The organism is Ruegeria sp. C9, from assembly GCF_056537585.1.
Genome location: NZ_JBQFRU010000002.1, coordinates 188893 through 210021, shown reverse-complemented (window position 1 = coordinate 210021; position 21129 = coordinate 188893). Strand labels below are relative to the sequence as shown.

The window sequence follows — 21129 nt, the reverse complement described above, 5'->3', positions numbered from 1 at the left end:
GCATGCGGATTGTTTTCAAAACAAACTATATGCAGGACATTCGCCCTTGGAAGGATGGCTATCAGCTCAGCCTCTATCTGATCCTGTTGGCGGTCGTAACCGCTGCGCCGTGGTGGTTGGATGACTTTTATCTTGGCGAACTGACCAATGTTCTGATCTGGGCCATCGCGGGTTTGGGCTTGATGATCCTAACCGGCCACACCGGGCAGGCCAGCCTTGGCCATGCCGCCTTTCTGGCCGTTGGGTGCTATGCCAATGTCATCCTGATCGAGGCAGGAGTACCATTCCTCATCGCTTTCCCTCTGGCGGGTCTGTTGACCGGCATCGTCGGAGCAACCGTCGCTATTCCTGCCCTGCGCCTGCATGGCATCTATCTTGCGATCTTCACCCTGGCTCTTTCTGTGCTCATGGACGACATCATCGTTCTGGCCGAACCCGTCACCGGAGGCGTCGCGGGTAAATATCTGGGTGGTGTCGAAATCTTCGGATATCTGGTCGATCGTTGGGCCACCCCGGCCCCGTTTTTCTGGCTGGTGCTGGCCGTCGCCGTTATCGTGACACTGGGCTATATCAACCTATTGCGCGCGCCCTTGGGCCGCAGCTTCATCGCCGTACGAGACTCTGAGGTCTCAGCGCAGGCGATGGGTGTGGATATCGCGCGCACCAAGACGATCTCTTTCGCCCTCTCCTGCGCGGTCACCGGATTAGCAGGCGCATTGATGGGTATGTTCTCTGGGGCGTTCAATAACGAGACCTTCAGTGTCGTAATTTCCATCCAATTGCTGATGATGATCGTTATCGGAGGTCTGGGTTCGATACATGGCGCGTTTTTGGGCGCAATCGTGATCGGTTTCCTGCCGCAGTTTCTGTCGATTTCAAAGGAATACGCGGCAGCCCTGTTTGGCGGCAATACGGTCGCCATTCCGGGGCTCGAATTCGGCATCTTTGGCATGATCCTGATCGCTTTCATCCTGTTCGAACCGATGGGTTTGTATGGTCGATGGCTAAAAATCCGGACGTGGTTCGAACTGTTCCCCTTCTACCGCAAGGACATGTTCAAAAGACAAAAGTCCTATCTCAAGACGGAGCGTCTGAGATGAGCTTGCTGGAGTTTGAAAACGTTACCCTGAAATTCGGCGGTCTGACTGCTGTGGATGATCTGTCCTTCAACGTGCAAGAAGGTGAGGTGTTCGCCATCGTCGGTCCCAACGGCGCCGGCAAATCAACGGTCTTCAACCTGATTTCGCGCTTCTATGATCCTTATGCAGGGGCGATCCACTTTGACGGGCATGATCTGCTGCGTATCAAGCCCTCGGGTGTCGCGGCCTATGGCGTCGCGCGGACATTCCAGAACATTGAACTGTTCGAACATGCGACCGTTTTGCAGAACCTCCTGGTCGGGCGCCACCGGCACCGCAAAACCAATCTGATCTCGGAAATTCTGTTCTCGCCCTCAGCTCGCAGGCAGGAGATCGAGAACCGAGAAAAGGTTGAAGAGATCATCGACTTCCTCGACCTCCAGGCCTTTCGTGACAAGATGATCTCGGGCCTCCCCTATGGCGTGCGTAAGGTGGTCGAAGTCGCCCGAGCGTTGGCCACCGATCCAAAACTCCTGCTGTTGGATGAACCCGCCTCGGGCCTATCGGTGGAAGAGACCACCGATATGCGTTGGTGGATCGATGACATCCGGCGTCAGATGGGCATTACCGTGCTTATGGTAGAGCACGATATGGGTCTGGTCTCGGGCGTGTCCGACCGGGTTCTTGCCATGGCCGACGGAGCGAATCTTGCCCTTGGAACCCCAGCCGAAGTTCAATCTCATCCTGCTGTGGTAGAGGCCTATTTGGGCAAAGCTTCATGAACCAACCGATCCTTAGCATTCGCAATGTTGAAAGCTTTTATGGCCCGATCATGGCCATTCGTGGCGTGTCATTGGACGTGCATCGAGGGCAGGTCGTTTCAATCCTGGGCGCAAATGGCGCGGGCAAGACAACGCTGATGAAAACAATCTCAGGCGTGATGGATCCCGAAAAAGGTTCAATCACATTTGACGGTCAGCAAATACAGGGATCGGAACCTCACAAGGTCGTGCAAAAAGGCATCGTCCATGTGCCCGAGGGACGCGAGGTCTTTCCACTTTTGACCGTCGACGAGAACCTGAACCTTGGGGCTTATACCCTTTCGGATAAAGGACAGATCGATCATGACCGCGATCTGGTGTTTTCCTACTTTCCTGTGTTGAAAGACCGCCGCAATCAAGAGGCTGGCACTCTGTCCGGCGGGCAACAGCAGATGCTGGCGATTGGGCGCGGCCTGATGGCTAACCCGCGTATCATGCTGCTGGATGAGCCCTCGCTGGGCCTATCGCCGCTGCTGGTGCAAGAGATTTTTGGCATTCTCAAACGCCTGAATGACGAACAGAGCATGACAATGATGCTGGTCGAGCAGAACGCCAACGCGGCACTGGAACTCGCCCATCATGGCTATGTAATGGAAATCGGACGGATCGTTATGGATGGTGCGGCTGAAACCTTGCTGCAATCCGAGGACATTCAGAACTTCTATCTGGGCGTTCAGGAAGAAGGCGCGCGAGAAAACCGCCGCTGGAAACGCAAAAAGACGTGGAGGTGAGCTGGATGGACGCAAGCCCCCTGCCCCCTCAGACCAGTATCAACGGTGTGCAGTTCAACGCTACGCCTGGTCAGAGACCCCTGCGAGTCGATGGCTGTGTCACGATATGCGAGTTATTCCAGAAACGCTGTGCCGAACTGGGACAGCGTACGGCGCATCGCGAGAAGGACTTCGGCATCTGGAAATCCTACTCATGGGCCGACTACTGGCAACACGCCAAATGGATCGGGCTGGCCCTGCGCAAGCTGGGTCTGCAACGTGGCGAGGTTGTCTCGATCCTGTCCGAAGACCGCAAGGAATGGGCGTGGTTCGACATGGGCATCCAGTGTGTCGGAGGGATTGCTTCGGGCGTCTACACCACAGATTCGGCCAGCCAGTTAAAATACCTGATCAATGACAGTGGCAGCCGGTTTCTGTTCGTTGAAGATGAAGAGCAGTTGGACAAGTTCCTCGAAGTCGAGGCGGATCTGCCCGATCTGCTCAGGGTCATTATCCTTGAGGATGAAGGCCTGCACGACCTGGATCATCCGCGTTGCATGATGATCGAGGACTTGTATGCTCTGGGGCAGCAGGCTGAGGTCGATGAACCCGACGCATTCGAAGCAGAAATCGCTGAAACCACGTCACAAGACACCGCCCTGCTCATATATACTTCAGGTACCACCGGTAATCCCAAAGGCGCCATGCTGAGCCATGAGAACATTATGGCCGCGATAGAGGCAGGGGCGCATTCCCTGCCCTCCCAATCAACCGACGAACAGCTATGTTTTTTGCCGCTCTGTCATATCCTCGAACGCGACGTGTCGATCTACTACCCGCTTGCAATGAAGACTACTGTGAATTTCGCTGAAAGCCCCGAGACAGTGTTCTCCAACCTGCAAGAGGTCTCTCCTGCCACCTTCACTGCCGTCCCGCGCGTGTGGGAGAAGATCTACTCGCAGGTCATGTTCATGGCGAAAGAAGCAACGCCCACAGGGCGTTTCGCCTTTGCACAGGCGCTTAAGTCTGGAATGGCGCGGGCTGTATTTATCCTTGCAGGCAAACCTGTTCCAGCACCGATCGCTATGCAGTTCTGGCTTTGGGATCGGCTTGTTCTGCGTAACCTGCGCCGGATGCTGGGCTTAGATCGTCTCCGCCGAGGCGGCTCTGGTGCAGCGCCGATCTCTCCCGATTTGCTCAGGTGGTATTGGGCAATTGGTGTGCCCATTGTCGAGGGCTTCGGTATGACTGAAACCGCCGGCATAGCAGCGCTGAACACGCTTGAGGCCAACAAGATCGGCACCATTGGAAAACCTGTTCCTGGCAACGACCTGCGCATCGCGGAAGACGGAGAAATTCAGGTCAAAGGCCTGAACGTCTTTCAGGGCTACTGGCGCAACAATGCCAAAACAGCCGAAAGCTTCACCTGCGACGGTTGGCTGCGCACTGGGGATATGGGGCATATCGACGAGGAAGGCTTTGTCACCATCACAGGGCGCCTCAAGGACATCATCATTACTGCGGGCGGTAAGAACGTCACGCCCGCAGAGATCGAGAGCGGGTTGAAGTTCAGCCAGTATATCTCGGACGCGGTGATCATCGGGGATCGGCGCAAGTACCTGACGGCGCTAATCATGATCGATCAGGAAAACGTTGAAAAATTCGCACAAGAGCGCAAGATCCCCTTCTCGAACTTTTCTTCCCTTTGTGCTGCGTCCGAAGTGACGGAGCTGATCGGCAATGAAATCGCAGCGGTCAATAAGGACTTTGCGCGGGTCGAACAGATCAAGGATTTCCGGCTGATCGACGTTTTGCTCACTGCCGAAGATGAGGAGCTGACGGCGACGATGAAACTCAAACGTGGTCTGGTGGAAAAGAAACACGCACATCTCATTGAAGATATGTACAATTAGTTAAGGGGCGACCCAACAGGGAGGAGAAGTATGAAACACTTATTTAAGGGCCTTGCGGCAGCGACGGCATTGACTGCATCCGCCACGATCAGCTGGGCGCAAACACAAGGCGTGACAGATGACGAGATCGTCATTGGCTCAGTCAACGACCTCAGCGGCATCTTCGCTGCCGTGGGCGTTCCGGCCACCAAAGGCGCAAATGTGGTCTTTGATCGCGTCAACGCCGAGGGTGGCGTGCATGGCCGCAAGATCCGCTTTGTCGTCGAGGATAACGGCTATCAGATGCCACGCGCGATGCAGGGCTATAACAAGCTGCTGAACCGTGACAAGGTTTTCGCGATGTTGCAGTCGCTGGGTACGCCGATGAATGTTGCTGGGTTCAAGCTGCTGGATCCGAAAGGTATTCCCAACGTCGCCCCTCTGACCGCCGCGCGGCAAATGCTGCAAGAGCCGATGAAGAACAAGTTCACCTCATTCTCGACCTATTACGATCAAGCTCGGATTGGGGTGAAGTATCTGAACGGTGAATTTGGATCGCAAACCGTTTGCACCATGTACCTGCCTACTGATTTCGGTGAGGAAATTCTGGAAGGCAGCAAAGCGGGAGCCGAAGAGGCTGGCATCACTTTCGGCGCTGAGACCACCCACAAACCGGACGAGACGGATTTCGTGGGGTCCTTGAGCAAGCTTAAAGAAGAAGGTTGTGACATCGTCACGATGGCGCTCGGCGTGCGTCAGGCAATCACTGTTGTTGGAACGGCCAAGAAAATGGGCCTGACCGACATGAAGTTTCTCGGCACCTCGGCCAGCTTCCTAACCGTGGTCGCACAGGTGCCCGGTGGTGTGACCGACGGTTTCTATGCGGCGGCCTCGTGGCTGGATCTCTGGGCGCGCGCCGAAGAGCCTGCCCCGGCAGCATTTATTGCTGAATACAAAGAGGCTACGGGCGAAGACCCGGTCGGATTTTCAATGCTGGGCTATTCAGCGGCCGAGATGATGGTCAAAGCGCTTGAAGCTGCAGGTCCTGATCTGACGCATGATAGCTTCATTGCCGCGATGGAATCTCTGGATTACATGGATGAGTTGGTCGGCAACCAGATCACATATGGGCCCGATGACCATCAGGGTGCTGACACTGTATTTGTCAGCGTCGTCGAAAATGGTGCGTGGAAACTGGTTTACGAAGAATAAACCGACCAAGAAAAAAGGGCTCGCAGTTGCGAGCCCTTTCCAATTCGGTATCCGTAGCGATTAACGCTTCGAGAACTGGAACGAACGACGCGCTTTGCGCTTACCGTATTTCTTACGTTCCACAACGCGGCTGTCGCGGGTCAGGAAGCCAGCGGCTTTCAGAGCGCCACGCAGGTTGGGATCGTACAGTTGCAGCGCTTTCGAGATGCCGTGCTTGACCGCACCGGCCTGACCGGTCAGGCCACCGCCTTTGACGGTTGCAACAACGTCGAACTCACCTTCCACACCCGCAACCTGGAACGGCTGGCGCAGGATCAGCTGCAGAACGGGACGCGCAAAATACTTGTCCTGATCCTTGCCGTTTACGGTGACCTTGCCGGAACCCGGCTTGATCCAGACGCGGGCAACAGCGTCTTTACGCTTGCCGGTGGCGTAGGAACGACCCAGCTCGTCACGTACGGGTTCACGTACGATAACTTCTTCGGCCACGGTTTCAACGCCTGCGACGGCGCTCAGCTCTTCGAGAGTATTGATCTGATCAGCCATCGGTCATTAGCTCCGGGTGTTTTTCTTGTTCATGGACTTTACGTCCAGAACTTCGGGCGCTTGCGCCTCATGAGGATGCTCGGCACCAGCATAAACGCGCAGGTTGGTCATCTGCTGACGCGCCAGACGGTTGCCCGGCAGCATGCGCTTGACCGCTTGGGTCACGACGCGCTCGGGGTGCGCACCCTCAAGGATCTGCTGCTTGGTGCGCGACTTGATGCCGCCCGGGTGGCCAGTGTGCCAGTAGAAGTTCTCTTCGCGCTTCTTGCCGGTCATCTGGATTTTGTCAGCGTTGATCACGATGACATTGTCGCCCATGTCCATGTTGGGTGTGAACGACGCTTTGTGCTTGCCACGCAGGCGCATGGCGACGATCGAGGCAAGACGGCCCAGAACAACGCCCTCGGCGTCGATCAGGATCCATTTCTTGTCGATGTCTGCAGGTGTTGCAGAAAAGGTTTTCATGGCAGGATAGTCCTGTTTGATGTGAAAGACCGCCCCTTGGCGGAGCGGCCCGAATTCGATGGAGGGGGTTTAGACCTACTAGTTATGCAGGTCAATACAGGCAAAGTATAATATATCTATCAATAACAATAACTTATAAAATAGGTATTATTTTACCCCAAAATTTCTTCGGCATATCCAATTTTGCGTAGCTTAGTTAAGCTAGACTCAACCAAGATCATCCAATGTCGGAGGTGGCTATGCAAGAATTGGAACAGGTTATCGCTGCCTATGGTGCGGCATGGCAGTCGACCGATCCCGAAAGGCGACTGAGCCTTCTTGAGCAGTGTTTTGCACAAACTGGTCGTTACGTCGATCCAACTGCAGAAGTTTCCGGCAGAGATCAACTCAATGCCCATATCGGAGCAGTTCTGAGTGATACAAAGGGCCGCGTTGAGCTGACCAGTGAGCCGAATTCACACCATGATGTGGTCCACTTCACCTGGCATATGGTTGCTCCCGATGGTTCCATTATGGTGGCCGGACATGATTTCATTCGTCTCGATGCCGATGGTAAGATTTCTCATTTGTCGGGCTTTTTCGGTGACCCTGCCCCAGTGCAATAGCGGCTACACGCTTATTTGTTCGGGTGGGTTATCGAGCAGCGCGCGCAGACGCAGCATGGCATCTTCGAACTTCTCAAGCGAGACATGCCCATTCACCGCTATACGAACGGCATTTGGCGCGCGACCATCCCGCAGCGCGAATTCATCGGCCGATCGCAGCTGAATACCTTCCCGCTCGGCCGCACGGCTGAACGCAGCGGACCGCCAACCGGAAGGCAGATGAAGCCAGACGAAGGGAATCTCCGAATCCCAGTTTAGATCGAAGCCACCCAGGGCGTTTACCGCCACACGTACATATTCGCCCATCTTGGTACGGACGTTTTTTGCAAGTTGCCTCGCCTCTGGATGTCCCAACAGCAACCGCGTCAACTCAGCCAAAGGCTGGGCGAGCCCGAAATACCCGTATTCTGCAGAACGCCGCAGATCGACGCTCTGCTCTTTCGGTGCGATGGCGAAACCTACCCGTAATGCTGGTGTGAGAGTTTTCGAAATTGACGAAACATGCCAGCCCCGTTCGGGTGCCAAAGCACGATAGCTGGGCGCGCGGGCCTCGCCCATGCGATAGCAATCGTCTTCAATGATCTGTAATTCATGCTTTCGCGCAATCTCGACAACTTCTTTGCGCCGTTCCAACGGTGAATGCCCGCCCGTTGGGTTCTGCACTTCGGGTGAGACGCAGATCGCCTGCGCCTTCGTCTGCCTGAGGATGTGGTCCAGCGCATCGGGGCTTATGCCCCATTTGTCCATTTTTACCCCGACAACCTCGGCGCGCATCAACTCACCTGCCCGTCTGAACCCGGCATAAGACAAGTCCTCAACCAACACGATGGGTTTCGGATCTTTCAGAACGGTCTGGAACACAACGCAAATGCCACTTTGCCCACCATGTGTCAGTACAATGTCATCTGCATTCAATGAGCCCAGAGGAAGATCTGACAACCAGTCGGCCACAACCTGGCGCACGGGTAGGTAGGCATCTCGGGTCGGATAGTTCATAAACATCCGCGGATCGCCTTTTGCAACCTTTTCAAGGCATTCGCGGATTAATGTCACCTGCCCCACATCTGGCAAGCGTGGGCTGAACAGACTGACGTTGGATTCATATTTGTCGTCCCTCAGATGTAACTGCCGCGACCAGACATCGTCCAGAATGGGCGATCTCGGCGGGGCTACAAATGTACCACGCCCGACCTCGGCTTGTAGCAAACCTTCATCGGTCAGGATCGTATAGGCGCGCGCGACTGTGCCTGGTGTAATCTTTAATCGATACGCCAGTTCCCGCACCGGAGGTAGTTTCTTTCCAACCTCCAGTGTTTTGTTTTCTATCGCTTTTCGGATCGTGTCAGCGACCAGAGTATATTTTGGACCTTTGGATTTCGGTAACGCCTCTGGCCAAATTGTATCCATTACAATTCTTCCTTTGATTTCGACACAATGCTGAATGTATCAAAGTAGTGTACCGAACATTTTTACTTTGTGTCAATACAATTTGAAAGGATACCCAAGATGACACGCGCAATGCACAACCCCGCCCTCTTGCTGCTGAACGACAGCCCCCGGCTGCCGCTGATCGCCGCGCTGGCCGTGCGGTTTGCGGCGTCGGTCACACAATGGGAACAACGCCGCCGCAGCCGGGTAAACTTAGGTAAGCTGGATGACAGGCTGCTCCGCGATGTCGGGCTGACCCGCCATCGGGCAGATGCAGAAGTCAGCCGCTATTTCTGGATGAAATAGATTATCCCCAGTCCCATCTAAGGGACCTCTTCCTGGCCGGGGTTTATCCCCGGCCTTTTTTACCCAAAGGCAGCAGCGGCTGAGCCTTCTGGAGGAAGCGAATAGGTCATGCTGGCCCGCGCGACGGGCTTGTCAGAGCCTTCCGAGTAAATCAGCACATCCCCGACAGCCAGTGTTCGACCTAATTTCAACAACCTACACTCAGCAATCAGGTCCGCCCCGCCTTCGGGCTTGTGCAAGAAATCCAGAGAACTGTTGGTCGTGACAGCCAGAGATTGCCGACCTTTCCGCGCCAAAACCATTGCATATACACTGACATCGGCCAGCCCGAACATGGATGGACCAGATACTGTGCCTCCGGGGCGCAGGTGACGGTCTTCGACCCTCAGGCGCATGGTGATGTTGGCTTCTGTCAGATCCTCGACGACAAAGTCGTTATGAACCTGTGGAAACACCTGCGCCAGGTATTCCGTCAATTCTTGTTTATTCAGTGCTAATGACATGCTTCCCCTCGTCGCTCTGCCCGCCTAGAGTTGGCCTGAACGCCAGCGGGAGGGCAAGATGGCAATTCTGGAACGTAACGACACAGGTGCGATTGCAAGGCTTCGAATGAACGCGCCTGAGCGGTTGAACGCCCTCAGCGATGAAATGCTGGCGGCACTGCAGGCAGAGTTCGATGCGCTGCGCGAAGACAAGTCGATTCGTGTTGTTGTTCTTTTCGGTGCGGGGAAAGCCTTTTGCGCGGGGCACGATCTGAAACAGATGACCCAGGGGCGGCAGGCACCCGATGGTGGGCTTTCCTATTTTCAGGATCTGTTCGACCGATGTGCCAAGATGATGATGTCCATTCAGTCCCTGCCCCAACCCGTGATCGCCCAAGCGCACGGGATCGCCACTGCCGCAGGGTGTCAGCTTGTAGCAACCTGTGACCTGGCAATCGCGGCCGAGGGCACACGGTTCGGCGTAAATGGTGTCAATATCGGCTTGTTCTGCTCCACTCCGATGGTGGCTCTCAGCCGGAATATACCGCGGAAACAGGCGTTTGAAATGCTCACGACCGGTGATTTTATCACCGCCGAACGCGCGGCTGAGCTGGGTCTGATCAATCGAGCGGTTCCCGAGAACTTGTTGGAAGATGAAACCAATGCGTTGGCCGAGAAGTTGGCAGGCAAGCTCAGCAGTGCGGTGAAGATCGGTAAAACCGCTTTTTATCAACAGATTACAATGCGGACTGATAAGGCATACGATTATACCGCCGAGGTAATGGCACAGAATATGATGGACCGGAATACTGAGGAAGGAATTAGTGCCTTTATCGAAAAGCGCCCGCCTGATTGGCACCAGTAACGCAATTATTTAATACATTTTTGCCGACTGTTCGCATTTTTTCACTTTTCAAAAGGGCGACACTGTGGCAAAGCTGGGTCAAGGCCAAGGCCTGACCATACTTTTGGGTCGCCGTGGGCGGAAGGTCCCTCCAAGCTGGTTTCTCTCACCGGCGTTGACATTCCCGCAGCGGCGACCCCAAGAATCCTCTTCAGAACTAAAGCGATTACTGCGCATTGCGCATGGCGCTGCTCTGCCCTATTTGGCAGCACATGACAGAGACATTGCATATCGTGGGCGGCGGCATGGCCGGGTCCGAGGCCGCCTGGCAGGCAGCGGAAATGGGCGTGGATGTCGTGATCCACGAAATGCGTCCTAATGTGGGCACGTTTGCACACCAGACCGGCAATCTGGCCGAGATGGTGTGTTCGAACTCATTCCGATCGGATGATGATGAACAGAACGCAGTCGGCTTGCTGCATTGGGAAATGCGCGCGGCAAACGGGTTGATCATGACGACCGCAGATAGCCATCGCCTGCCTGCGGGTGGCGCGCTTGCGGTTGACCGTGATCCTTTTGCCGAAGCCGTAACTGCCAAGCTGAAGGCCCATCCACGGGTCTCGGTCTCAGCGGAAGAAGTTACCAGTCTACCCCAAGACGGAAAGTGGATCTTTGCAACCGGGCCGTTGACCTCGCCCGCATTGGGGGAAGCCATTCGCCTAGAAACTGGCGCCGAGGCGCTGGCCTTTTTCGACGCGATTGCCCCCATCGTCTATGCAGACACCATTGATATGAGCAAAGCCTGGATGCAGTCACGCTACGATAAGGGCGAGACTGAGGAAGAGCGTACCGCCTACCTCAACTGTCCGATGGATCGTGATCAGCACGAAGCCTTCATTGATGCGCTGCTGGCTGCAGATAAGACCGAATTCCACGAGGGAGAGACCGCTGGTTATTTCGACGGCTGTCTGCCGATCGAGGTTATGGCCGAGCGCGGTCGTGAAACTTTACGCCATGGCCCGATGAAACCTGTTGGCCTGACAAATCCGCATCAACCGGACGTAAAACCTTATGCCGTCGTCCAATTGCGGCGCGACAATGCCTTGGGCACGTTGTTCAACATCGTCGGTTTCCAAACCAAGATGAAATACGGTGCGCAAACCGAGGTATTTCGTATGATACCGGGTCTGGAAAATGCCAGCTTTGCGCGATTGGGTGGCATTCACCGCAATACTTTCATCAACTCTCCGACTTTGCTGGACGCGCAGATGCGGCTCAAGTCTAGGCCAAATATTCGTTTTACGGGGCAAATCACGGGGGTGGAAGGCTATGTGGAAAGCGCAGCGATGGGCCTTTTGGCAGGCCGTTTGGCCGCTGCCGAAATACTAGGCCGATCCCTTCCCGACGTACCGCAAGACAGTGCGATGGGCGCATTGATCCACCACATCACGGGCGGCGCCGAAGCCAAGACCTTCCAGCCGATGAACGTGAATTTCGGTCTGTTTCGCCCGGTCGACGGCCTGAAGGGGGGGCGCCGAGGCCGCAAGGACCGCTACAAGGCCTATACCGATCGCGCCAAGGAAGTCTGGAGCGATTGGGTAAAGCAGTGTTGACTGGACGTCGCCCCCAGCCTGCGCCTAACATGTAAGGTATGAGCGATAAGTTTCTGAAAGACACATACAATCTGAATTCTGCCCAGGAAACGCACGATCACTACCAGAAATGGGCGGCCTCATACGATGATGAGGTCGGTGAGCACGGATATGTCACCCCGGACCGTGTTGCGGCAGCATTGAAATCCTTTGTCTCAGATGCTGATGTGCCGGTGCTGGACTACGGATGCGGTACCGGGTTGTCGGGTTTGGCACTTCGCAAGGCGGGTTTTCGTGTCATCGATGGGATGGATCCAACACCAAAGATGCTGGAAGGTGCCGCTGCCAAGGGGGTTTATCGCAACTTGATAAACTTCGAAGTTACTGATCCCAACCCCATTGAGGCCGAGGCTTACTCAGCCATAACATGCATTGGCGTCATCGGCGTTGGTGCCGCGCCGCCTGAAACCTTTGATCTACTTATGAACGCGCTGCCACGTGGCGGATATCTGGCGTTTTCCTTCAACGATCACACTTTGGCTGACCGCACTTACACCGGGCGGCTGAACGACTGGCTGGACATGGGTCACGCAAGGCTGTTATTCCGCGAATACGGTCCGCATCTACCGGGTATGGACATGAAATCAGACGTTTATGTTGTTGAAAAAACGTGATATTCACAACGCGTTTTGCGCCATCGCCAACAGGTCCGCTGCATTTGGGGCATGCCTATTCCGCGCTTCTTGCGTTTGATCAGGCACGGGCTGCGGGTGGATCATTTCTTTTACGGATCGAAGATATTGATCAATCGCGATCCAGGTCCCATTGGGAAACCCAGATCTACGACGACCTGCACTGGCTTGGACTGCGCTGGCCGCACCCGGCGATGCGCCAGTCGGACAGGCTGCCGCGATACAGAGAGGCATTGGAAATTCTGAAAAACATGGGCCTTGTCTACCCTTGCAGCTGCAATCGTGCCGATATCGAATCTGCGGCCGGTGCTCCGCAGGAAGGTGTACCCCAGTTCGGACCTGACGGGCGCATCTATCCAGGCACGTGCCGCGAACGCCCTTTGTCGGATGCTTCAGCTGGGGATGTTCTGCGCCTGAACATGTACAAGGCAATCAAGGCATCCGAACTTCGTGGATTTTGTGAAACTGGTACGAAGTATTTGGGAACGCATGAGCTTGATGCGCACAACCTCCTGAACGCGGTTGGCGATATCATTCTCGTTCGGCGCAATATGGGCAGTTCGTATCACCTGTCCGTCGTGGTTGATGATGCGGATCAGAACATCTCCCATGTGGTCCGGGGCGAGGATTTGTTCGATGCCACGCAGATACATGTCCTTTTACAAGGGCTGCTTGGGTTGCCGACACCTGTTTATCATCATCACCGTCTGATCCGGGACAACAACGGCAAACGCCTCGCAAAACGTGACGACGCACGCGCCATCTCGCTTTATCGCGAACAAGGAGCATCTCCTGCTGAAATCAGAGAGATGGTGGGCATTTGACCTGACCACCATCAGAGGCCCCACTATTCCATCGGCTTCATGAGCTCGACTTCGGTCCCATCGCGGACGGCCGTGTAGAAACAACTTCGCCGATTGGTGTGACAGGCTGGCCCCGTTTGGTTCACCACAATCAGCAGGCAATCCCTGTCGCAATCGACGCGAAAATCCACCAGGGCCTGAAAGTGGCCTGAACTTTCGCCCTTGATCCAGAACGCCTGTCGCGACCGCGACCAATACGTAACCCGTCCGGTTCCCAACGTGCGCTCGATGGATTGGACATTCATCCAGGCCATCATCAGAACCTCGCCCGTCGCTTCGTCCTGTGCGATCGCGGGGATCAAACCCGCCTCGTTGAATTTCAGTGTCGACGGATCGAACAAGACTGCGTCAGCCATCGCAAAAACCTTTTGCATCCCAGAATCCCGCCATTATGTATGGGGAATGGACAACGAGGGAAAGCCATGAGCGGCGAAACCGATCTGATCAAGCTCTATTCCGGACGCATCTTGGCGCTAGCTGCGGATATTCCGCATCTGGATCGCTTGGATAATCCCGATGCGACGGTAAAGAAACGAGCCCCTTTGTGTGGATCGACCGTGACTGTAGACGTCAAGCTTGAAGATGGGCGGATCGTGGACTTTGGGCAAGACGTCAAGGCCTGTGCGTTGGGTCAGGCCTCGGCTTCGGTCGTAGGCAGCGCCGTGATCGGGGCGACGCGGTCGCAGGTCGAAACCGCACGTGATCAGCTTTCCGCAATGCTGAAGAAAGACGGCCCTGCCCCCGAGGCGCCCTTTGACGGGCTCGAAGTTCTGATGCCCGCGCGGGACTACAAGAACCGCCACGCGTCAATCCTGCTGGCGCTTGACGCGACCGCCGAGGCGATGGAGCAGGCCGAACAAGCCAACTGCGCCTGATTGGCTTTTCCATACAAAGCCGTATAGGGTGCCCCCAATGATTGGGGGGGCTAACGTGAACAATTTGCTGGAACATTTTGTGACGCTCTGGGTCGTGATCGACCCGATCGGCACCATCCCCGTCTTTATCGCTGTCACTGCTGGGATCGCGACGGGTGCGCGTCGTAAAACTGCTTTACTGGCCGCGTTGGTCAGCGCAGGCATTCTGCTGTTCTTTCTGATCTTCGGGCAACTTGTGATCGAGGCTTTGGATATCGGCCTAAACTCGTTTCAGGTTGCAGGCGGAATTATTCTGTTTCTCTTCGCTCTGACCATGATCTTTGGCGAAAGCAAACAGGTGATCGAGCAGCGCCAGGCCGAAGAAGACTTGGACGACAAAATGCACAAGACCAATCCGGCCATATTCCCTTTGGCCGTCCCTTCGCTTGCGTCACCGGGCGCGATGCTGGCGATAGTGGTTCTAACGGACAACAACCGATACAGCGTCGCCGATCAGAGCATCACTGCACTGGTTATGTTGGTCGTTATTGCCATAGCGTTTGTGCTGATGCTGCTGGCCGAGCCGATCATCCGGTTGATCGGGCATTCCGGCGCGGCGATCATCAGCCGCGTGATGGGGATGATCCTTGCATCCGTCGCCGTAAATTCAGTTCTATCCGCCACGATCGAAATCATCAAAACCGGACAGCTGTAAAAAGAACCGCCGCACCTTCCGGGCGGAAAGGGCGGCGGCAAGTCATGCGTTTCTCATGTAGGGTCCGGATCACCGCACGGGGCCGAGGCAGGCCCCTTCAAGGGAAATGGGACAGGCAGGTCACCCTTGACTATGACGGGGAGACAAGCGCGGTGTGATCGGCACGAGATCGCAGGCAGAAAGGCTCAGAACCCGGTTGGCAGGTGAAGGGCAACCACCAGCATCACAACCAGTGAAACCGCGCCCGCTGCATCCTGCAAAATCGTGGATTGTGAACGGGTAAAGGCAGTTTTGATCTGGCTCAGCATGGTCTCACCTCCGGTCAGGTTTAATCCTTTGTTGACCTTTTGTTCTCATATTTTAACGAGTCGGTAAAGAACTTTTTGAGAACATTTGTGAACTTAGTGGGATTTTCGGTCTAACCCACTGATATCAAACGGATCGCCTGATCCTGCTTCATAAGCCACAGAAGAACACGCGCAGCCTGCCCCCGATCCGAGGTCAATTTGGGGTCTGCGGACAGCAAAGCGCGCGCATCTGATTGCGCCACCGCCATCAGCCCAGCTTGCCTTTCAAGATCAGCTATCCGGAACTTTGGCAGGCCAGATTGTGCGGTTCCGATCAAGTCACCCGCACCGCGCATCTGCAGATCGGTCTCGGCAATGCGGAAGCCGTCTTCAGTTTCTCGGAGTACCTCCAGCCGTTTGCGACCACCCTCGCTAAGCGGTGTCTGATACATCAACAAACAGGTTGAGGCATCTTCACCACGTCCAACTCGGCCCCTAAGCTGATGCAACTGCGCCAGACCAAAAATCTCTGCCCGCTCAATCACCATGATCGTGGCGTTCGGCACGTTCACCCCAACCTCGATCACCGTAGTAGCGACAAGGACTTTGGTCTTACCACTCTGAAACGCCGCCATTGCCGCGTCTTTATCGGCGGGCGGCATTTGGCCGTGTACCAGGCCCACCACATCGTCCCCCAAGATCGCGCGCAACCTTTTGAAACGCTCCTCAGCCGCAGTCAGGTCCGAGACCTCGGATTCATCGACTAATGGGCACACCCAATAGCATTGTTTGCCTGCATCAATCGCACCGCGCAGATGGGCCACAACTTCGTCCATGCGTTGCGTGCTGACGACTGCGGTCTTGATCGGTTTACGACCCGGCGGCTTTTCATCCAGCACCGAGACGTCCATATCGCCGTACTGCGCAAGCGCCAAACTGCGCGGGATGGGCGTAGCGGTCATCACCAGCACATCAGCGCGTTGGCCCTTTTCGGACAGCTCCATGCGTTGGCGGACGCCAAAACGGTGCTGCTCATCAACGATGGCCAGCCTTAGGGCTTTGAATTCAACATCGTCCTGAAACACCGCGTGGGTACCGACCAATATCTGAATATCTCCCTGCTTCAGCGCAGCCAGCTTCGCTCGACGCTCAGCCCCCTTGTCGCGCCCGGTCAGGATTTCCAGTACAACTCCGGCTTCTTCTGCCAATGGACGCAGCCCTTCAAGATGCTGCCGGGCAAGGATTTCGGTAGGGGCCATCATTACCCCCTGCCCGCCAGCTTCGACGGCTATAAGTAGCGAAACAAATGCTACCAGAGTCTTTCCTGCCCCCACATCGCCCTGAAGCAACCGGTTCATCCGCGTCTCAGCGGCCATATCTGCCGAGATTTCCTCGATCGCGCGTGTCTGCGCTCCGGTCGGTCGATATGGAAGGCTTGCCAGCACCTTGGATTGCAACACGCCGGTGCCGAGACTGATGATCCCCCGCGCTTTACGCTCACGCTGTCGTGCCAGGGCCAGCGTCAGTTGATGTGCGAGCAGCTCATCGTAAGCCAGACGTTCCCGCGCAGGCGCAAAAGGTGCTACGTCGTCCGCCCCATGCGGGTGATGCGCAGCGTGAATTGCTGTTGTCCAATCTGGCCAATTCTGTTGTGCCACCTGAGCGGGGTCGGCCCATTCGGCCAATGCAGGTACTCGCGCCAACGCACTTTGAGCAGCTTTATAGGCAGTTTTTTGCGTCACACCCTGCGTCAGATGATAAACCGGCTCAAACTCGGGCAATTCGCCTGCGTTTTCAGGCGCGACCATATGATCGGGGTGTACCATCTGAGCCATGCCATCGAACAGCTCAAGCTTTCCCGATACCACCCGGCGTGCGCCCTCCGGCAACAGCTTCTTCAGATAGTCCCCTCGGGCATGAAAAAACACCAGTTGGAAATCCGCCTGACTGTCTTCAACATGAATGCGATATGCGCCCCCTTTGTTCCGCGGTGCTCGATGCGCGCCGATTGTCACCTCAACAGTCAGAGTCGTCGGAAGGTCGGCGCCCTGAATCGTATCGCGTCGCCGCCGGTCAATCACCGCATAAGGTAGTGAAAACAATACATCGCGCGGTGAATCGATCCCCAATTGGCCCAAAAGCTGCGCGGTCTTCGGCCCCACACCATCTAGTGTTTCAAGACCCGCAAACAGCGGAAAGAGCTGTTCAGGCCTACCGCTCATAGATCGCCAATCAGTTGAAGCCAGCTATCTTCATCCAAGGTTTCGATGCCCAGATCAGCCGCTTTTTTCGCCTTGGACCCTGCGCCCGGACCCGCGACCAGCAAATCGGTTTTCTGGCTGACTGAGCCGGACACTTTGGCCCCTAACGCTTCGGCGCGGGCCTTGGCCTCGGCGCGTGTCATCTTTTCAAGCGTTCCTGTAAACACGACGGTTTTTCCTGCGACCGGACTGTCTGACGCAGGAGCCTCTGGTGGAACAACCGTCAGATGTTTACGCAGATCATCAAATGCTTGGCGTTCCTCCGAATTGGCAAACGCATCAGATAGTGACAACCCGAGCGTGGCGCCGATTCCGTCGATACCAATCAGATCTGCCCAGGCGCTGGCGGCATCTGTCGAAACATCCATTCGCACGAAAGCCGCATCCCGAACTTCTTTAACTTTCGCGCGTCTCGCTTCTGCAGTAGCCGCGATTCTCTCGGCGTCTTCCGCTTCATCGGCTGCACGCTGCGCAAGCGCGGCAGGCCGGGCCGTATCAATGGAGGCCGCCATTACATCCCATTCCCGATAAAACAACGCCAAATCTCGTGCACCAACTTCGCCCACATGACGAATCCCCAGAGCGAACAACAGACGGGCAAACGGTATGGTTCGCTTGTCATCGATCGCTGAAAACAGGTTGCTTGCCGATGTCTCGCCCCAGCCGTCGCGGTTTTTCAACCGGGCCAGGTTTTCGGTGTCGCGATCTTTCAACGTAAATATATCAGCGGGTGTGTTTATTGGCAGAAGAGGATCGCCATAAAACATCTCGATTTGTTTTGCGCCAAGCCCTTCGATATCGAACGCCTTGCGCGATACGAAATGTTTGAGTTTTTCAACCGCCTGAGCGGGACATATCAGCCCCCCTGTGCAGCGGCGGACCGCATCCCCCTCTTCCCGGATCGCGTCGCTGTCACATTCCGGGCATTTCGTCGGGAAAGCGAAGGGCCGCGCATCATCGGGTCGTTTCGACAGATCAACATCCGAGATTTTCGGGATCACATCCCCGGCCCGATAGACCTGAACCCAATCTCCAACGCGAATATCCTTGCCCTCACGAATGACTCCGCCTTTGGCGTCCCGCCCTGCAATATAATCTTCATTGTGTAGGGTTGCGTTCGAAACAACTACCCCGCCAACGGTTACCGGATGCAGGCGCGCTACCGGGCTAAGCGCGCCCGTACGACCCACCTGAATGTCGATGGCTTCAAGCCGCGTCCAAGCCAGTTCGGCGGGAAACTTGTGCGCAATCGCCCAGCGGGGCGTGGTAGATCGGAAACCCAGCCGGGCCTGCAGACTCAGATCATCGACCTTGTATACGACCCCATCAATGTCATAGCCCAAGGTCGCGCGCTGAGCTTCAATCTGACGGTAATGTTCCAACATCTCATTAGTCGTTGAGCAACGCCTTGTCAGCGCATTGACCTTGAACCCCAAGGTTTTGAGGTGATCAATTGCGCCCAACTGAGTCTCAGCCAGCGGTGCAGACAGTTCACCCCAGGCGTAGGCAAAGAATTTCAGCGGGCGAGATCGTGTTATTTCGGAATCCAGTTGACGGAGCGAACCAGCCGCAGCGTTGCGCGGATTTGCAAAGGTCTTTCCACCTGTTTCGACCTGACGTGCGTTCAAAGCCTCGAAATCATGGTGAGACATGTATACCTCGCCGCGGACCTCGAGAACGTCTGGTGCACCCTCAATTCGGTGTGGAATATCGGAAAGCGTACGCGCATTTGCGGTAACGTTTTCACCGGTCTCACCATCACCACGTGTTGCAGCCTGCATCAGTTCACCCTGCTCATACCGCAGGGATAATGACAGGCCGTCGATTTTGGGCTCAGCTGTATAGGCGAGCGGTGCCTCATCTCCCAGTCCCAGATATTTGCGGATCGAGCGGTCAAAATCGGCAACATCCGTGTCATCAAACGCATTGCCCAGTGACATCATACGCACGGCGTGGGTCACTTTTGCAAACCCGTCTGAAACGCGTGCACCCACTCGTTCAGTAGGGCTGTCGGAGCGTTTCAGTTCGGGGAAACGCGCCTCGATCTCGGCATTGCGACGCTTGAGAGCATCATAGTCGGCATCCGAAATTTCTGGAGCATCTTCAGTGTGATAAAGCTGGTTTGCCCGCAGCAATTCCTTGGCGAGCCGGGCCAATTCTTCCCGTGCTTCATCTTCTGTCAGATCTGCGATTGCTGTGGTATCGCTCATGGCCCCGCCCTGTCACATCGTCTTGAAAACCAGTGATAGGACGAGGCCATGGTCAGGTCCAGTGTTGTGCTGACACGCGAGTGGATTTACCGCCCCGGACCATTGACGGTAGCAATCAGATCAGATTAGGCGCCCACGGCCATGCGGGTTTCACCCATGTTGTTGGCTTGCGGATCACGCAGGACATATCCACGGCCCCAGACCGTCTCGATATAATTCTCACCACCGGTCGCATTGCTGAGTTTCTTGCGTAACTTGCAGATGAAGACGTCGATAATCTTGAGCTCGGGCTCATCCATGCCGCCGTAGAGATGGTTCAGGAACATTTCTTTGGTCAGTGTTGTTCCTTTCCGCAGGCTCAGAAGTTCCAGCATCTGATATTCCTTGCCTGTCAGGTGTACGGTTTTTCCGTTCACCTCTACGGTTTTGGCATCCAGATTTACGGCGACCTGCCCGGTGTGAATCACGGATTGAGAATGCCCCTTAGAGCGGCGGATAATCGCATGAATGCGCGCCACCAGCTCTTCGCGATGGAAAGGCTTGGTCAGATAATCGTCTGCTCCAAATCCGAATCCCTTGATCTTGCTTTCGGTGTCATCAGCGCCCGACAGAATCAGGATCGGTGTCTCTACCCGTGCTATGCGCAGTTGGCGCAATACTTCATGGCCGTTCATATCCGGCAGATTCAAGTCCAACAGGATGAGGTCGTAATCATATAGCTTGGCCAGATCGATGCCTTCTTCGCCAAGGTCCGTCGCATACACGTTGAGATTGGCGTGTGTCAGCATCAGTTCGATGCTTTTGGACGTGGTTGGATCATCCTCGACAAGAAGTATGCGCATGTTCACTGCTCCAGTTTAGGTCAAATTCTTCAACTGATTTGAGCCTGAATAAAAATGGTTAATCTGACGTTACCGTTGAATCACTTATTCACTTTCACCTTTAAGTTGTCGATATTTTTTTAAGGCCGTCACCTTCAACGCATCGATCCCGTGTTCAGCAACTGCTGAGACCCACGAGTTGAACTCTTCATCGCTGATGCCATAGCGCTTTTTGGCTTCAGACAATGAAATCAACCCATAAAGTACACCGCGCACGACGATCACCTTGCGCGACGCCACCCAGCGCCGCGTATCCGCAGGAGGCAAATCGGCGCGTGTCAGCACGCTCCCGTCCGGCAGGGTGACCGACCTTGGACCTTCCACTTTGTGCAAATACATCTCTCATACCTTCTGCTGCTGCGACAAAGCTGCACCCAGCCTATT

The 21129-nt window shown here is 55.4% G+C and carries 22 protein-coding genes and 1 pseudogene; 13 read left to right on the top strand and 10 right to left on the bottom strand.

Annotation, left to right across the window (positions count from 1 at the left end; translation table 11 throughout):
• Window positions 1–2 precede the first annotated feature (2 nt).
• From ACR0NE_RS05200 to ACR0NE_RS05180, 5 genes are read left to right on the top strand one after another with little or no spacing between them, the layout of a single operon-like run.
• On the top strand, window positions 3–1100 hold the full coding sequence (locus ACR0NE_RS05200) for a branched-chain amino acid ABC transporter permease (RefSeq protein ID WP_170595647.1): 1098 nt from the start codon (window positions 3–5) through the stop codon (window positions 1098–1100).
• Entirely contained in the window at window positions 1097–1861 is a 765-nt protein-coding gene (locus ACR0NE_RS05195; RefSeq protein ID WP_170595649.1) for an ABC transporter ATP-binding protein, read from the top strand. Before ACR0NE_RS05200 ends, ACR0NE_RS05195 begins: the two co-directional genes overlap by 4 nt.
• Window positions 1858–2631, top strand: a complete 774-nt coding sequence (locus ACR0NE_RS05190) for an ABC transporter ATP-binding protein (protein WP_170405694.1) — start codon at window positions 1858–1860, stop codon at window positions 2629–2631. The genes ACR0NE_RS05195 and ACR0NE_RS05190 overlap by 4 nt, the downstream gene beginning before the upstream one ends.
• Before the next feature lie 5 nt (window positions 2632–2636).
• Window positions 2637–4523 (top strand): AMP-dependent synthetase/ligase, encoded by a 1887-nt coding sequence (locus tag ACR0NE_RS05185; protein ID WP_170595651.1) that lies wholly within the window; start codon window positions 2637–2639, stop codon window positions 4521–4523.
• 30 nt (window positions 4524–4553) lie between these two features.
• Entirely contained in the window at window positions 4554–5714 is a 1161-nt protein-coding gene (locus ACR0NE_RS05180) for an ABC transporter substrate-binding protein (RefSeq protein ID WP_170595653.1), read from the top strand.
• 60 nt (window positions 5715–5774) lie between these two features.
• Here the strand turns inward: ACR0NE_RS05180 and rpsI are convergent, their stop codons facing one another.
• Together rpsI and rplM are read right to left on the bottom strand one after the other, a co-directional pair.
• The gene (gene rpsI / locus ACR0NE_RS05175) at window positions 5775–6260 is read right to left on the bottom strand and encodes a 30S ribosomal protein S9 (RefSeq protein WP_010440030.1); all 486 of its coding nucleotides are present in this window, start codon (window positions 6258–6260) and stop codon (window positions 5775–5777) included.
• 6 nt (window positions 6261–6266) lie between these two features.
• Entirely contained in the window at window positions 6267–6725 is a 459-nt protein-coding gene (rplM, locus tag ACR0NE_RS05170) for a 50S ribosomal protein L13 (RefSeq protein WP_039536983.1), read from the bottom strand.
• Between the two features lie 239 nt (window positions 6726–6964).
• Between rplM and ACR0NE_RS05165 the strand changes: the two genes are divergently transcribed.
• Window positions 6965–7330 (top strand): nuclear transport factor 2 family protein, encoded by a 366-nt coding sequence (locus tag ACR0NE_RS05165; RefSeq protein WP_170595655.1) that lies wholly within the window; start codon window positions 6965–6967, stop codon window positions 7328–7330.
• 3 nt (window positions 7331–7333) lie between these two features.
• Here ACR0NE_RS05165 and ACR0NE_RS05160 read toward each other — a convergent pair whose 3' ends face one another.
• A complete protein-coding gene (locus tag ACR0NE_RS05160) occupies window positions 7334–8737 on the bottom strand; it encodes an aminotransferase-like domain-containing protein (RefSeq protein WP_170595657.1) in 1404 nt (467 codons plus the stop codon).
• Between the two features lie 99 nt (window positions 8738–8836).
• Between ACR0NE_RS05160 and ACR0NE_RS05155 the strand changes: the two genes are divergently transcribed.
• The gene (locus ACR0NE_RS05155) at window positions 8837–9064 is read left to right on the top strand and encodes a YjiS-like domain-containing protein (RefSeq protein WP_170393113.1); all 228 of its coding nucleotides are present in this window, start codon (window positions 8837–8839) and stop codon (window positions 9062–9064) included.
• A 59-nt stretch (window positions 9065–9123) separates the two neighbouring features.
• Here ACR0NE_RS05155 and ACR0NE_RS05150 read toward each other — a convergent pair whose 3' ends face one another.
• Window positions 9124–9567, bottom strand: coding sequence for a PaaI family thioesterase (locus ACR0NE_RS05150; RefSeq protein ID WP_170595659.1), 444 nt, complete (start codon window positions 9565–9567; stop codon window positions 9124–9126).
• Window positions 9568–9616: 49 nt separating this feature from the next.
• On the opposite strand from ACR0NE_RS05150, the pseudogene ACR0NE_RS05145 reads away from it, so the two are divergent.
• The 4 genes and pseudogenes from ACR0NE_RS05145 to gluQRS all read left to right on the top strand — a co-directional run.
• Window positions 9617–10411, top strand: a pseudogene (locus ACR0NE_RS05145) (enoyl-CoA hydratase); the annotation flags it as partial.
• A 251-nt stretch (window positions 10412–10662) separates the two neighbouring features.
• A complete protein-coding gene (gene trmFO / locus ACR0NE_RS05140; protein ID WP_170595663.1) occupies window positions 10663–12003 on the top strand; it encodes a methylenetetrahydrofolate--tRNA-(uracil(54)-C(5))-methyltransferase (FADH(2)-oxidizing) TrmFO in 1341 nt (446 codons plus the stop codon).
• Window positions 12004–12041: 38 nt separating this feature from the next.
• Complete coding sequence (locus ACR0NE_RS05135; protein WP_170595665.1) at window positions 12042–12656, top strand: class I SAM-dependent methyltransferase; 615 nt, start codon at window positions 12042–12044, stop codon at window positions 12654–12656.
• Window positions 12653–13498 carry a tRNA glutamyl-Q(34) synthetase GluQRS gene (gene gluQRS, locus ACR0NE_RS05130; protein WP_170595667.1) on the top strand — a complete coding sequence of 282 codons (846 nt, stop codon included), beginning with the start codon at window positions 12653–12655 and terminating at the stop codon, window positions 13496–13498. The genes ACR0NE_RS05135 and gluQRS overlap by 4 nt, the downstream gene beginning before the upstream one ends.
• A gap of 23 nt (window positions 13499–13521) precedes the next feature.
• Here gluQRS and hisI read toward each other — a convergent pair whose 3' ends face one another.
• The gene (hisI, locus tag ACR0NE_RS05125; RefSeq protein WP_170405665.1) at window positions 13522–13911 is read right to left on the bottom strand and encodes a phosphoribosyl-AMP cyclohydrolase; all 390 of its coding nucleotides are present in this window, start codon (window positions 13909–13911) and stop codon (window positions 13522–13524) included.
• A 48-nt stretch (window positions 13912–13959) separates the two neighbouring features.
• On the opposite strand from hisI, the gene ACR0NE_RS05120 reads away from it, so the two are divergent.
• Window positions 13960–14412 (top strand): iron-sulfur cluster assembly scaffold protein, encoded by a 453-nt coding sequence (locus ACR0NE_RS05120; protein WP_170405662.1) that lies wholly within the window; start codon window positions 13960–13962, stop codon window positions 14410–14412.
• Between the two features lie 55 nt (window positions 14413–14467).
• Complete coding sequence (locus ACR0NE_RS05115) at window positions 14468–15106, top strand: MarC family protein (protein ID WP_170393121.1); 639 nt, start codon at window positions 14468–14470, stop codon at window positions 15104–15106.
• A gap of 185 nt (window positions 15107–15291) precedes the next feature.
• Here the strand turns inward: ACR0NE_RS05115 and ACR0NE_RS05110 are convergent, their stop codons facing one another.
• The 5 genes from ACR0NE_RS05110 to sciP form a co-directional block, all read right to left on the bottom strand.
• Entirely contained in the window at window positions 15292–15414 is a 123-nt protein-coding gene (locus tag ACR0NE_RS05110) for a hypothetical protein (protein ID WP_255612104.1), read from the bottom strand.
• 110 nt (window positions 15415–15524) lie between these two features.
• Complete coding sequence (gene recG, locus ACR0NE_RS05105) at window positions 15525–17615, bottom strand: ATP-dependent DNA helicase RecG (RefSeq protein WP_170595669.1); 2091 nt, start codon at window positions 17613–17615, stop codon at window positions 15525–15527.
• Entirely contained in the window at window positions 17612–19864 is a 2253-nt protein-coding gene (gene ligA, locus ACR0NE_RS05100) for an NAD-dependent DNA ligase LigA (protein WP_170595671.1), read from the bottom strand. The genes recG and ligA overlap by 4 nt, the downstream gene beginning before the upstream one ends.
• 125 nt (window positions 19865–19989) lie before the next feature.
• On the bottom strand, window positions 19990–20706 hold the full coding sequence (gene ctrA, locus ACR0NE_RS05095) for a response regulator transcription factor CtrA (RefSeq protein WP_170393124.1): 717 nt from the start codon (window positions 20704–20706) through the stop codon (window positions 19990–19992).
• Between the two features lie 84 nt (window positions 20707–20790).
• The gene (gene sciP / locus ACR0NE_RS05090) at window positions 20791–21084 is read right to left on the bottom strand and encodes a CtrA inhibitor SciP (protein WP_170393125.1); all 294 of its coding nucleotides are present in this window, start codon (window positions 21082–21084) and stop codon (window positions 20791–20793) included.
• Window positions 21085–21129: the final 45 nt, after the last annotated feature.

What these genes read in the sequence shown, in the direction of transcription:
- ACR0NE_RS05200 (WP_170595647.1), top strand. Translation starts at nt 3, where the DNA reads ATGCGGATTGTTTTCAAAACAAACTATATGCAGGACATTCGCCCTTGG.
- ACR0NE_RS05195 (WP_170595649.1), top strand. Translation starts at nt 1,097, where the DNA reads ATGAGCTTGCTGGAGTTTGAAAACGTTACCCTGAAATTCGGCGGTCTG.
- ACR0NE_RS05190 (WP_170405694.1), top strand. Translation starts at nt 1,858, where the DNA reads ATGAACCAACCGATCCTTAGCATTCGCAATGTTGAAAGCTTTTATGGC.
- ACR0NE_RS05185 (WP_170595651.1), top strand. Translation starts at nt 2,637, where the DNA reads ATGGACGCAAGCCCCCTGCCCCCTCAGACCAGTATCAACGGTGTGCAG.
- ACR0NE_RS05180 (WP_170595653.1), top strand. Translation starts at nt 4,554, where the DNA reads ATGAAACACTTATTTAAGGGCCTTGCGGCAGCGACGGCATTGACTGCA.
- rpsI (WP_010440030.1), bottom strand. Translation starts at nt 6,260, where the DNA reads ATGGCTGATCAGATCAATACTCTCGAAGAGCTGAGCGCCGTCGCAGGC.
- rplM (WP_039536983.1), bottom strand. Translation starts at nt 6,725, where the DNA reads ATGAAAACCTTTTCTGCAACACCTGCAGACATCGACAAGAAATGGATC.
- ACR0NE_RS05165 (WP_170595655.1), top strand. Translation starts at nt 6,965, where the DNA reads ATGCAAGAATTGGAACAGGTTATCGCTGCCTATGGTGCGGCATGGCAG.
- ACR0NE_RS05160 (WP_170595657.1), bottom strand. Translation starts at nt 8,737, where the DNA reads ATGGATACAATTTGGCCAGAGGCGTTACCGAAATCCAAAGGTCCAAAA.
- ACR0NE_RS05155 (WP_170393113.1), top strand. Translation starts at nt 8,837, where the DNA reads ATGACACGCGCAATGCACAACCCCGCCCTCTTGCTGCTGAACGACAGC.
- ACR0NE_RS05150 (WP_170595659.1), bottom strand. Translation starts at nt 9,567, where the DNA reads ATGTCATTAGCACTGAATAAACAAGAATTGACGGAATACCTGGCGCAG.
- trmFO (WP_170595663.1), top strand. Translation starts at nt 10,663, where the DNA reads ATGACAGAGACATTGCATATCGTGGGCGGCGGCATGGCCGGGTCCGAG.
- ACR0NE_RS05135 (WP_170595665.1), top strand. Translation starts at nt 12,042, where the DNA reads ATGAGCGATAAGTTTCTGAAAGACACATACAATCTGAATTCTGCCCAG.
- hisI (WP_170405665.1), bottom strand. Translation starts at nt 13,911, where the DNA reads ATGCAAAAGGTTTTTGCGATGGCTGACGCAGTCTTGTTCGATCCGTCG.
- ACR0NE_RS05120 (WP_170405662.1), top strand. Translation starts at nt 13,960, where the DNA reads ATGAGCGGCGAAACCGATCTGATCAAGCTCTATTCCGGACGCATCTTG.
- ACR0NE_RS05110 (WP_255612104.1), bottom strand. Translation starts at nt 15,414, where the DNA reads ATGCTGAGCCAGATCAAAACTGCCTTTACCCGTTCACAATCCACGATT.
- recG (WP_170595669.1), bottom strand. Translation starts at nt 17,615, where the DNA reads ATGAGCGGTAGGCCTGAACAGCTCTTTCCGCTGTTTGCGGGTCTTGAA.
- ligA (WP_170595671.1), bottom strand. Translation starts at nt 19,864, where the DNA reads ATGAGCGATACCACAGCAATCGCAGATCTGACAGAAGATGAAGCACGG.
- ctrA (WP_170393124.1), bottom strand. Translation starts at nt 20,706, where the DNA reads ATGCGCATACTTCTTGTCGAGGATGATCCAACCACGTCCAAAAGCATC.
- sciP (WP_170393125.1), bottom strand. Translation starts at nt 21,084, where the DNA reads ATGTATTTGCACAAAGTGGAAGGTCCAAGGTCGGTCACCCTGCCGGAC.